This is a genomic window from Nocardiopsis lambiniae, from assembly GCF_031845465.1.
GTDB classification, from domain to species: domain Bacteria; phylum Actinomycetota; class Actinomycetes; order Streptosporangiales; family Streptosporangiaceae; genus Nocardiopsis; species Nocardiopsis lambiniae.
Genome location: NZ_JAVREP010000019.1, coordinates 47,104 through 59,063 on the forward strand (window position 1 = coordinate 47,104; position 11,960 = coordinate 59,063).

An 11,960-nucleotide genomic window follows, 5' to 3' on the forward strand; every position below is an offset into this window, starting at 1 on the left:
TGTCTCCAGAGGGCTCGCGAGCTGGCGTTGTGAACGGTCACCGTCGTCAGGCGGGGGGGCCCGGCGTCGTGCCGCCACCGGTGCCGGCCGACGGGCTACCGATCAGGTAGATCACCTGGCTCGCGTTGAGCACCTGGCCATCCTCCAGTTCCTCGAACTCGTGGATGTTGATCTGTAGCCGGTCGCTGATGTCGTCGAGTTCCTTGCGCATGGTCTTGATGATGGTGAAGAGGCTCGACATGGACTTGTCGATGTTGCCCGCGAGGCGGCCCGCACTCGGCAACAGGGCGGGGTTGCCCAGGAGGGTGACCCCTCCGGAACCCCCGTCCCCACCGGTGTCGTAGTCCGAGTAATCGCTGAGCTCGTTCCCGAGGTCGGTGTTCAGTTCGCCGACGTAGGTCTCCTGGAAGGTCTTCAGGAGGGGCACGTCGATCTTCGTGCCCTCGCCCTCCTTGGAGCCGGGCCCGTCGTCGTCGCTCCCGGACCCGTCGCCGTCCTCCTCGTCTTCGTCCTCCTCGTCTTCGTCCTCCTCGTCCTCTTCCTCTTCGTCCTCTTCCTCCTCCTCTTCCTCGTCTTCCTCCTCTTCCTGGTCTTCCTCGTCTTCCTCGTCTTCCTCGTCTTCTTGGTCCTCGTCCTGACCGTTGCCGTTCCCGTTGCCGTCGTTCACGCCGGGGCCGTCGACGAGGACGGGTGTGTCGTCGGTGTCGGCGGGGCTGTCAGGGGAGGGGCCGTAGAGGCCGTCGCCGTTCTGCCCCTGGTCCTTGTCGGGGTCGATGATGTCGCCGGGGACGCGGACCCCGGCTTGCAATTCCTCGTCTTGGCTATCGCCGTCGCGGTCGCCGTCACCCTGGCCGTCGCGGTCGCCGTCGCGGTCGTTCACGCCGGGGCCGTCGACGAGGACGGGTGTGTCGTCGGTGTCGGCGGGGCTGTCGGGGGAGGGGTCGTAGAGGCCGTCGTCCGTGTCGGAGCCGTCCTCGTCCCGGTCCTCGCCGCGCCCGCCGAGCCCCGGGGTCACGGGAGCCCCGCCGCCCGACGTGCCGCCGGAGTCACCGGAGTGGTGGCCGGGCCGATCGGTGCCCTCCTGGTCGGGCGCCCCGTCCTTCTCGTCCTCGTCCTCGTCCTTGCCGGGCTTGCCGGGTTTGCCGTCGTGGTCCTCGCCGGTGTGCCCGTCCCCGTGGCCGTCCTCTTCGTCCTCGTCCCGGCCCTCGCCCGGGGAACGCCCCTCCTCGTCCTCCCCGTCCTCCTCGGCGGAGTCCTCGTCCTCCCCGTCCTCTTCGACCGGCGGCTCGATGCTCACCAGGCCGGTCTCGGGGTCGACCGAGACGGAGCCGTCACCGGGGTCGATGGAGATCTCGCCGGTCTCACCGTCCATGACGATGCGCAGGTCACCGATCTCCACGGTGACGTCGGCGAACTCGCCCTTGATCGGGTTCACCTCAAGGGTGCCCGTCGTCGGGTCGATCACCATGGTCATGCCGCCGGCATCGACGGTGATCGGTGGCGCGTCCGGGCCGAGGGGGACGTTCTCGTCCGAGGCCTCGATCCGGATCTGGCCGTTCTCGGGCCCGACCGTGATCCGCAGATCCTCGGCGAGGATGACGGTCTCACCGGTCTCGGGGTCGACGGTGACCACCGGGCCGGTGGCGTCGCCGGCGTCGGCGGACTCCTCCTCCGGGGCGCTGATGGGCACCGCGTCGACCGGCGCGGACACCGGCACGGCCTCCGTGGCCGGGATCCCCTCCATCACCGGGGTGAACTCGGCGGGCACCGACTCCACCAGGGGCGTCCCCTCGGTGGACGAGAAGTCCTCGCCGAGGTCGGACGCATCGGGCTCGCGGACGGACACCACGTGCACCGGGGTCTCCAGCGGCTCGGTCACCTCCCCCTCGGGGACCGTCTCGGCGCCGGCGGGCACGCCCTCGGACGTGGGGACGCCCTTGGACGCCATCACCGGCTGGAGGACTTCGCCCTGCACGGCCCGGCCCGCCAGCAGGGGGGAGCCCTCCGCGAAGGCGCCCATGACGATCTCGCCGTCGCGCTGCCCCACCTGGGAGGGCGACTCGGGGTCGAGGACCACCCGCTGGTCGGTGGTGTCGACCTCCATGGATCCGGAGCCGTTGCTCATCGTCAACAGACCGGTCGCCAGGTTCAGACTGAGCGGCGCGCCCGTGCCGGACCCGGATCCGGAGGAGGACTCCTGGGCGCTCACCGTGGTGAAGAGCCGTGCCTGCTCCTCGTCCTCCTCGACGGGGGTATCCGGCTGGCCGGAGAGGGCGGCGCGAAAGTCGTACAGCGATTCGGACACGTTCTCTGTCTCCTTGCCGCCCGTACGGCGGGCGTCATCCGAACGTAGGGGGAGGTGGGCCGGACCCGGGTACGGCCGGGTCCGACCCCGGAACGGTCGGGCGATACGGCCGGGCCGCCGTACCGCCCGACCGCGGTGGTGCCGGGGAACGCGGGGGGCGGAGCCGCGCCCGGACGCCCCGGCGGGGTGTCGGGGGCGTCGGCCCCGGCACGGTCAGAGCAGGGCCGCCCAGTTCATGGCCTCGCGACGGTCCGTGCCGGAGTAGTTGTTGCGGATGTCGTTCAGGGCGTTCTGCGCCTTGCCCAGGAGGGTGCGCATGTCGGCGACGTTGAGGCGCCAGGCCTTGACCTTGGCCTCGTAGTTCTCCTTCGTCTCACCTTCGAGGTCGGCGAGGAGCTTCTGCATCTTGGCGTCGAGCATCTCGATCTGCTTGGCCACCGCCTCGGTCTGCTGGCCCAGACGCATCGTCGCGTCGTCGACATGGCCGTAGCTGACGTCGAAACCGTTCATGGGTGCCGCCTTCGTGTGGAGGGTGTTCCGTGGTCTGCGGACGCGGCGTCCGTGCTCGGGGCGAGGGGCGGGCCGCCGTCCGGTGTGTCGGGTCGGGGGGCCGGGCGGGCCCGGGGTCAGCCCGACTGGTTCGGGTTGAGGTCGTCCATCCACCGCGAACCGGTCATGATGGCCTGGTCCTCGGCGACGTTCATGGCCTGCACGGTGCCGCCGAAGGTGCCGATCATCTGGTTCATGTCGTTGGTGATGAGCCGGAGCTCCTCCAGCCAGCCGACGAGCGCCTCGCTGTAGCGGTTGGAGGCCGCACCCTGCCAGGAGCCCCGCAGCCCGTCACGCGTGTCGTCCACGTTCGTGTAGATGTTGTTGCAGTTGGTGTAGGCCTCCTGCATCGCCTCCTGGGCGAGCCGGTTGGCCTCATCGGTACTACGTGTTCTCTGCGACATGTGCATCTCCTCTGGTGGTGGTCGCTAGGGGCAGGAGGTGCCCCCGGCTCGGGGAGAGGACGCCAACGGGAGAGAGGCGGCCTCCTGGTTCAGCTGCGGCCCGGTGGGCAGCACGCGCAGCAGGGACGTGGGCAGGGGGACGGCGTCCTCGGCCGCGTATCCCAGGGCCTGCAACGAGGCGTCGTCGGCGACCGGGTACTTGGCGGCCGTGTCCGTCACCACGTAGTGGGTGGGGGCCGCCTCCGAGCCCGCCGCCGCGCGCGCCCGGACCAGGCCGCCCTCCCCGGCGGGGATGCCGACCAGGTCCGGGGTGGGGCAGCCGGCCTCGACGAACGGCCGTTCCTGCACCGGCCACGCCCGGATCGATGACGGGGCGTCCATGGTCAGGAGCATCGTCCCGTCGGTCTCCCAGCGCAGGCACGGCACCCCGGGGCCGACCTCGACCGGCACGGGCGGGGCCACGGGCAGGCCCTCGGACTCGGGGGACGCCTCTCCCTCGGCGAGGTTGGCGTGCACCTCCGAGGCCGGCAGGGGCACGGCCTCGGGTGAGGCCCCGTCGTAGGCGGGGCCGGAGATCTCGGTGTCGGCGAGCAGCAGGAGCGCGCGGGTCAGGGTGAGGGGGACCAGACCGTCGCGGGTCAGCAGGTAGTGCTGGTCGTCCTGGCCCGGGGTGGAGACGGAGAAGACCTGGCCGACCCGGCGCTCGGAACCGGCCAGGGCCGGTCCCGCCTCCCCCGTGCCCGGGACCGTCGGGGCCACCAGGTCCGGTCCCTCGGGGACCGCGTTGAGGAAGGCCGACGAGACGGGCAGGACCGGGCTGGTGCCGTAGCCGAGCCCCTGGACGCCACCGGAGTCCTCCTCCAGACGCAGCCGGGTCCCCTGCCACAGGACGTAGGTGGTCTCGTCCGGCCCGGAGACCAGGACCGCGTGTCGCGCGCCGGGGACCCGCGGCTCGGGGGCCTCGCCGACGGTCAGCGCCGTCCGGCCCCGGACGGGTTCGCGCCCCGCGACGGGCTCGATGGCGCACAGCCGCCACACGCCCTCGCCCTCGGGCAGGGTGTCGGGGGCTCCGGCGATGCCCACCGGCCCGCCGACGGTCTCGCCCTCCAGGGAGCGTTGGGAGACCAGGCTGGAGGTGGCGCCCTCGCCCAGGATCAGCCGCGCGGAGGCGAGGTTGTCCACCGGCCGCAGCACGCCGCCCGAGTACAGGTAGGTGGCGCCGCCGTTGCGGTCGATGACGATCCTCCCCTCCTGGCGCCAGGAGTTCGCGCCGCCGGGGAAGATCAGGCCGAAGACCAGGAACCCCACGCACAGCAGGACGCCGATGGCGAGGCCGATGTAGCTGCCGTTCCGCGTCCGGCGCATCGGGGCGTCCACGGCGTCGGGATCGGCCTCCAGCATCGCGGTGCCCAGGCGGCCCACCGTGAAGTTGTGGGCCATGACCCGGTCGCGGCGTGACTGCATGTCAGCCCCCGATCCCGCGGAGGAGGCCGAACACCCCGAACTGGGCCAGGACCAGGGGGATCAGGGCGACACACAGGAGCGACTGGATGATCTCGGCGGCCCGGCCCCAGTGGGGCAGCGCTCGGCGGCCCGGCAGGCTCCAGGACACGACCGCGAGGATCGTCGTGGTGGTGAACAGGCCCAGGACCGCGAGCAGCCGCCCCAGCGGCTCGGAGCCCCACCCCAGGGCCAGGGCCAGGGTGCCCAGACCGATCCAGGCCGGCGCGACCATGAGGACGCGCTGCCAGGCGCTGCCGAGCCCGCGGGACTGGAGCAGCATCACCAGGGCCAGGATCACCACGAGCGTCCTGGGTATCCAGCCCTCGGTCAGCGCGAGCACGATGGCGCACACCGTGAGCACCGCGCCGGTCGCGGCGTACAGGGCCGTCTGGAAGCGGTCGGCCAGCCCGGCGCGGTCCAGGACCCGCTTGGCCGGCAGCGGGTCGATCTCCTCCTGGAGCTGTTGGGGATTGGACGGCAGGGCGGGCAGCTTCAGGCCCGAGAGCCGGAAGGCGAGTTGAGGCGCGTAGGTGCCGACGAACAGGGCCACCATCGCCACCAGGGCCGCGGCGTCGGGGATGGACGTGCCCGGCAGGAACATCAGGGAGAGTCCGCCGATGACGCCCATCGCCTGGACCACGAACAGGCCGGTGAAGAACGGGACCGAGCCCGCCACGGCGGCCACCCCGAGCACGCCGGCGCCCGCGGCGGTCACCGAGGCCGTCAGCAGGACGGCCCCCGAGAACAGCGTTCCGGGGTCCCCGGCGGGCACCAGGGCGCCGGCCAGCCCCATGGCGAGGGTGGCGGCGCCGGCCAGGCCGGTGGCGGCGGTCAGGTCGGTCATGGCCCGCGAAGCGGCCCAGGCCGACAGCAGCATGAGGGCGGCGGACACGCCCGCGCCCAGTGCCGTGAACAGGCCGCGTCCTCCGCCGGCCAGGACGGCCAGCCCGACGAACAGCACGGCCAGGCCCATGACCTGGAGCAGGATCCGCGTGTGCGCGGGCTGCCACCGGTCCGACCGTTCCGACATGCCCGTGGCCACACCGTCGACGATGTCGTCGAAGTGGACCGGGGGCAGTTGCTCGCGGCGCGGGCGCAGGTAGAGGGTCTCACCGTGGCACAGGCCGAGGGACGACAGGGTCTCGTCCTCGTCCAAGGGCTCGTCGCCGAGTTGCTGGAGGACCCAGCCGTCATGTTCCAGGCCGCTCTCGTCCAGGTCCTCGCCATCGTCACCCTCGGCGTACAGCACGAGGGTGGGGATGATTTCGGACAAGGGGACCTCGACCGGTGCCGCTATCTCGAAGGCCCGCTCGGGGGCGCGGATCATGAGGCGGCAGAGGTCGGCGGCGGAGGACTCGTTCATCCGGGGCCGATCGACAGGGGGCTACGCAACGGCACAGACACTAACACTCGGATATCGGTTTTTGGTATTACGTTGGTTCAAGTACCCGAATTTGTGACCTTGTTTGACATCGGTAGCTTTTGCCGTGGCCTGTCCCTCACCCGGCCGTGGTTTGCTCGTTCCCGACACCCTCACCCCCCGCGTCACGGACCGCGTGGTTCCGACCAAGGAGGTCCCATCCCCGTGAGCACCATCCGCGTGCGGCGCCCGCCGCGGCGTCCCGGACCCGACCTCCCCTCCGGGGAGATCTCCCTCCAGGAGCCCCCGGAACTGGCCGAACAGCAGTCCAGCATGTCCTCGGTCTTCATGTACATGCCGATGGCCTTCACTTCACTGGCCATGCTCATGATGTTCATCCGGCCCGGGAGCATGGGCAACAGCGTCATGCCGTTCATCGCGGGCGGCATGATGCTCGTCGGGGCCGTCGCCATGCTCGGCGGGCAGTACCTGCGGACCGTCCTGGAACGGCGCCGCAAGCTCAACGACGACCGCCGGGACTACCTGCGCTACCTGCGGCAGATGCGCACCCGCCTGCGTGAGGTCGTGACCGAGCAGCGGGACGCCATGCTCTGGCGCGCCCCCCACCCGGACGCCCTGTGGTCCATCGTGCGCACCTCGCGCCTGTGGGAGCGCCGGGCCGACGACGAGGACTTCGCGGAGGTGCGCGTCGCCGTCGGCGAGCAGGCCCTGTCCATGAAGATCTCGCCCGTCTCGTCGAAGCCGGTGGAGGACCTCGAACCCCTCAGCGCGCACGCCCTGCGCCGTTTCATCCGCGCCTACGGAACCGTCGAGGACCAGCCCGTCCAGGTCTACCTGCGCGGCTACGCCAGGGTGACCCTGCGCGGCGACCTCGACGCCTCCCGGGCGCTGACCCGGGCGCTCCTCGGCCAGCTCGCCGTCTTCCACTCCCACGACGAACTGCGCATCGCCGTGTGCGCCTCGGCCGCCTCCATGCGGCACTGGTCGTGGTTGAAGTGGCTTCCGCACACCCAGCACCCCACCGTCCGCGACGGTGCGGGTCAGGCCCGCATGCTCTGCACCGACGCCATCGAACTGGAACAGCTCCTGGGCGAGGAGGTCGCCGACCGGCCCCGGTTCGACCCCTCCGCCACCCCGGGGCGCGAGGAGCCCTTCCTCGTCATCGTGGTCGACGGCGGCAACGTCCCGCCCGGCTCCCGACTCCTGGGCGGCGGCTACCGCAACGCCGTCGTCATCGACGTGGCCGACCCCATGCCGCCCGAGGACGACCCCTACACCCTGGCCCTGCGGGTGGAGCCCGACCAGCTGGTCATGTTGGGCAGCGACCACTCCGGCCGCGACACCGAGGAGGAGCTCGGGCGTCCCGACGCGCTCACCCCCGCCCGCGCCACCGCCCTGGCCCGCCTGATCGCGCCCTACCGCGCGAGCGGTATCGCCGCGGAGGTGACCGAACCGCTCACCACCGACTTCGAGCTGACCACCCTGCTGGGCATCCGCGACCTGCACCACCACGACCCCGAGCGCATGTGGGGGGAGCTGCACCCCAAGAACCGGTTGCGCGTGCCCATCGGCATGACCTCCGACGGCGCCCCCCTCGAACTCGACCTCAAGGAGTCCGCGCTGGGCGGGATGGGCCCGCACGGCATGCTCATCGGCGCCACCGGGTCGGGCAAGAGCGAGCTGCTGCGCACCCTGGTGCTGGGGCTGGCCCTGACCCACACCCCCGACACCCTCAACTTCGTCCTGGTGGACTTCAAGGGCGGCGCGACCTTCATCGGCCTCGACGAGCTCCAGCACACCTCCGCGCTCATCACCAACCTCGCCGACGAGGCGATCCTGGTCGAGCGCATGCAGGACGCCCTGCACGGCGAGCTGGTGCGCCGCCAGGAGCACCTGCGCGCCGCCGGGAGCTACAGCTCCGTCCACGAGTACGAGAAGGCCCGCGAGACCGACCCCACGATGGAGCCGCTGCCCACGCTCTTCGTCGTGGTCGACGAGTTCAGCGAGCTGCTGGCAGCCCACCGGGACTTCATGGACCTCTTCGTCATGATCGGCCGCCTCGGGCGCAGCCTCGGGGTCCACCTCCTTCTGGCCTCCCAGCGCCTGGACGAGGGCCGGATGCACCAGTTGGAGAGCCACCTGTCCTACCGGATCGCCCTGCGGACCTTCTCCGCGATCGAGAGCCGGGGCGTCCTCGGCGTCCCCGACGCCCACCAACTTCCCTCGTCGCCCGGTAACGGCTACCTGAAGTGGGACACCGACACCCTCACCCGCTTCAAGGCCGCCTACGTCTCGGGCCCCTATCGTGTGCGCCGACGGGCGGCGCGCAGCACCGGTACGGTCGACGCGTCCACCGTTCTGTTCACCGACGCCCCCGTGCCGCGGCCCAAGGTCGAGGACGAACCGGTCGTGGAGGAGCAGCAGCCGGAGGAGAGCGAGGCACTGCTCGGGGTGGCGCTGGACCGGCTGTCGGGCCACGGCCCCGCGGCGCGCGAGGTATGGCTCCCCCCGCTGGACGTCCCCCTTCTGCTCGACGAGCTGTACCGGATGATCGGTGTCCACATCCCCGAGGGCGGGGTCCTGTGGGACGACCGCGGTGTGCTCAAGATCGCCGTCGGCATCGTCGACCGACCCTTCGAGCACGTGCGCAAACCGCTCCTGGCGGACCTGTCCGGTGCGGGCGGGCACGTCGGCATCGCCGGAGGCCCGCAGAGCGGCAAGAGCACGCTGCTGGCCACGATCATCCTCGGACTGGCGCTGCGCAACACCCCGGCCCAGGTGCAGTTCTACGGCATCGACTGCGGCGGCGGCCTCCTCCAGGCCCTCAAGGGCCTGCCCCACATGGGCAGCGTGGCGGCGCGCACCGACGAGCGCCGCATCGTGCGCACCGTCCTGGAGATGCACGAGATCCTCACGCACCGGGAGACCTTCTTCGCCGAGCACGGCATCGACTCCATGACCACCTACCGGGCCCGCCGCGCGGAGGGGGAGTTCGCCGAGGAGTCCTACGGGGACGTCTTCCTGGTCATCGACGGCTGGGCCACGATCCGCCAGGACAACATGGACCTGGTCGCCTCCATCGCGCAGCTCGTCCAGCGCGGACTCAACTACGGCCTGCACGTCATGGTCGCCTCACCCCGCTGGTCCGACTTCAACACCAGCGTCCGCGACCTCATGGGCACCCGGTTCGAGCTGCGGCTGGGAGACCCGGTCGACTCCATGGTCCACATGCGCGCCGCCCAGACCGTGCCGCGCGTCCCGGGCCGCGGTATCACCGACGACAAGCACCACTTCCTCACCGGCCTGCCACGGGCCGACGGTGAACCCCGGCCGATGACCGTGTCCGCCGGTATGGGCGAGATCATCACCCGCGTCAAGGACCTCTGGGACGGTCCGGTCGCGCCGCCCGTGCGGACGCTGCCCGCCATGCTCCCCGCCGCCGAGATGCCGCCCTCGGACCTGGCCGGGACCAGCGGCGTCCTCCGTGTGCCACTGGGGCTGGAGAGCCGTCGGATGCAGCCGTTCTGGCACGACTTCGGGGCCACCCCCCACCTGCTGGTGGTCGGCGACACCGAGTCGGGCAAGACCAACCTCGTCCGCCACATCACCAACGCCATCCGCAGCCACTACGGCCCCGCCGAGGCCAGGGTGGTGTTGGGCGACCAGCGGCGTCAGCTCTACAACGCCGTCCCCAAGGAGATGCAGCTCGGGTACGCCGTCTCGGGCGACAACGTCCGGGAGATGATGCAGGCCGCGGCCCAGGCGATGCAGGCCCGCATGCCCGGCCCCGACATCACCCCCGACCGCATCCGTCTCCGCGACTGGTGGAACGGGCCCGAGCTGTTCATCATCGTGGACGACTTCGAGCTGGTCTCCGGCAGTGGCGCGAGCCCCATGGCCCCCCTGGCCCCGATGCTCGCCCAAGGCGCGGAGATCGGCATGCACGTCATCCTCGTGCACGCCGCCGGCGGGTTCGGCCGGGCGACCGGAGACCCGTTCATCAGGTCGCTCATCGACCTGAACACACCGAGCATCATGCTGTCCTCGCCGCCGTCGGAGGGCATGCTCTTCGGCAGTGTCCGGGCGCGCCGGATGCCTCCGGGCCGCGCCCTGTGGATCTCGCGGCGCGAGCCGGTGGAAGTCCAGCTGGCCCATGTCGAGGAGGAGCGGGACTGACCGCGGGCGGCGCACGGCCGCCCGACACCGCGTCCGCCCCGGGCCCGAACGCCGCGCGCGTCCGGGCCCGGGTTCCGGACGTTGGCGCTTACGGGGTTCCTGTGACCGGAACCACCGTGATCGCACGGGTGACGTGGCCCTGGCCGCGTCGTGCCCCGCTGCGTTCCGCGTCGTGTTCGCGGGCACGCGCAGGGGCGCCGCCGGGGTGCGGGAACGGGACCGGGAGGGCCCCACCGCGCGGGCGCGGTGGGGCGGGGCGCGCCGGTCAGCGCCACCGGGATTCGGGTTCGCGCTCCGGAGGCGGACCGATCGGCACGGGCTCGCCCGGCGCGGCGGGGCGCCACCCGCGGGCCTTGCCGTTGCGCACCACCGCGGCGCCGAGCACGCACATCACCACCAACAGGGTGAAGACCCCCACGGTGACCGCAGTGGGCACGGCCTCCAGGGAACCGCGCGGGGAGGGGTCGGGTGTGAACCGTTCCCCGGCCACCGTCACCGACTCGCCCGAGGGGCCCGTGACCAGCGCGCCCATGAGGTCGACCCGCCCGCCCCCGTTCACCGGGTCCTCCGCCCCGCCGGGTGAGGGGTAGGCCGTGGCGATGAGGTGGGCACGCAGTTCCTCCGCGGTCAGTTCGGGGACGCGGGCGGCCGTCAGCGCAGCCGCACCGGCGGCGAAGGCCGCCGCCACCCCTGATCCGGAGCCGATGACGTGTCCGCCCCCGGGGCCGGGGCCGACGGTGAGGTCCCCCGGTGCCAGGAGGTCGACGCGCGTCAGCTCGCCGTCGGCCCGGAGCAGTGGGGCGCCGACGACGGGCATGCCCTCGGGGTCGTGGGCGGCCACGCTCAGCGCGGAGGGGTGCTGTCCCGGGTAGCCCGCCATCGGGCCCCGGGCGGTGTTGACGGTCGCCGGCGCCACCACCAGGACGCCCGCCTCCGTCGCCGCGGCCACGGCGGAGTCCAGCGCGCCGCTGTTCTCCCAGGAGGCGGTCCCGACCAGGATCACGTCGGAGCCGGCCTCCACGGCCGTGGAGATCCCGGACGCGATCTGGCCCGGCGGTGTCACCCCGGTGTTCGGATCACCGGTCGGAACGAATCGCAGGGAGACGTCCGGCGCGACGCCCAGGGTGCCGCTGTCCGGTACCTCTCGTCCGCCCACGACGCCCGCCAGGAAGGTCCCGTGACCGAGACAGTCGACGGACCCCCCTCCGGTGACCGCCCCGTCGAGCGCGGGACCCGAGGAGTCGAGTTCGGGGGCCAGCACGGCCACCTCCACCCCGGCGCCGGTGCTCAGGCTGTGGGCCCGGTCCATGCCGAGGAAGGAACGGGTCCAGGGCTCGCGCTCCACCACCTCGGTGCCCGGCGGCGCGCAGGGCTGCTGCGCGTTCTTGAACTCGAAGACCTGGTTCAGGGCCGGAGGGGCCTCGTCGGAGGTGTCCGCGACAGCCGCGGTGGGCGTGACCGCGGGGCCCAGCGCGAGCACCAGCGCGGCGGTGAGGCCGGCGGCCCGACGGCCGCGGGCACCCGGAACCGGAGTCTGACTCAACGGGTTCTCCTGTAGGAAGGAAGGGGGCTGGGGACGTCCTCACAGGTCGTCGCCGGTGAGGGTGTGCCACCGCGCGCTGGGCGCGGTCCCCGCCCACCG

7 protein-coding genes are annotated in these 11,960 nt (G+C 72.1%); 1 reads left to right on the top strand and 6 read right to left on the bottom strand.

What is annotated here, in order from left to right; all coding sequences use genetic code 11:
- Positions 1-46: 46 nt before the first annotated feature.
- The 5 genes from RM479_RS22375 to eccD all read right to left on the bottom strand — a co-directional run bounded on the left by RM479_RS22375 (position 47) and on the right by eccD (position 6,124).
- Entirely contained in the window at positions 47-2,305 is a 2,259-nt protein-coding gene (locus RM479_RS22375; protein ID WP_311513725.1) for a hypothetical protein, read from the bottom strand.
- A gap of 213 nt (positions 2,306-2,518) precedes the next feature.
- Positions 2,519-2,815: a WXG100 family type VII secretion target gene (locus tag RM479_RS22380; protein WP_274809636.1), complete on the bottom strand. Its 297-nt coding sequence runs from the start codon at positions 2,813-2,815 to the stop codon at positions 2,519-2,521.
- A gap of 116 nt (positions 2,816-2,931) precedes the next feature.
- Complete coding sequence (locus RM479_RS22385) at positions 2,932-3,258, bottom strand: hypothetical protein (protein ID WP_274809635.1); 327 nt, start codon at positions 3,256-3,258, stop codon at positions 2,932-2,934.
- 24 nt (positions 3,259-3,282) lie between these two features.
- Complete coding sequence (eccB, locus tag RM479_RS22390; RefSeq protein ID WP_311513726.1) at positions 3,283-4,722, bottom strand: type VII secretion protein EccB; 1,440 nt, start codon at positions 4,720-4,722, stop codon at positions 3,283-3,285.
- A gap of 1 nt (position 4,723) precedes the next feature.
- A complete protein-coding gene (gene eccD / locus RM479_RS22395) occupies positions 4,724-6,124 on the bottom strand; it encodes a type VII secretion integral membrane protein EccD (protein ID WP_311513727.1) in 1,401 nt (466 codons plus the stop codon).
- Between the two features lie 222 nt (positions 6,125-6,346).
- Here eccD and eccCa point away from each other — a divergent pair, with 222 nt between their 5' ends.
- Positions 6,347-10,318 (top strand): type VII secretion protein EccCa, encoded by a 3,972-nt coding sequence (gene eccCa / locus RM479_RS22400; protein WP_311513728.1) that lies wholly within the window; start codon positions 6,347-6,349, stop codon positions 10,316-10,318.
- Between the two features lie 265 nt (positions 10,319-10,583).
- Here the strand turns inward: eccCa and RM479_RS22405 are convergent, their stop codons facing one another.
- Positions 10,584-11,861: a S8 family serine peptidase gene (locus RM479_RS22405; RefSeq protein WP_311513729.1), complete on the bottom strand. Its 1,278-nt coding sequence runs from the start codon at positions 11,859-11,861 to the stop codon at positions 10,584-10,586.
- Positions 11,862-11,960: the final 99 nt, after the last annotated feature.

What these genes read in the sequence shown, in the direction of transcription:
- RM479_RS22380 (WP_274809636.1), bottom strand. Translation starts at nt 2,815, where the DNA reads ATGAACGGTTTCGACGTCAGCTACGGCCATGTCGACGACGCGACGATG.
- RM479_RS22385 (WP_274809635.1), bottom strand. Translation starts at nt 3,258, where the DNA reads ATGTCGCAGAGAACACGTAGTACCGATGAGGCCAACCGGCTCGCCCAG.
- eccB (WP_311513726.1), bottom strand. Translation starts at nt 4,722, where the DNA reads ATGCAGTCACGCCGCGACCGGGTCATGGCCCACAACTTCACGGTGGGC.
- eccD (WP_311513727.1), bottom strand. Translation starts at nt 6,124, where the DNA reads ATGAACGAGTCCTCCGCCGCCGACCTCTGCCGCCTCATGATCCGCGCC.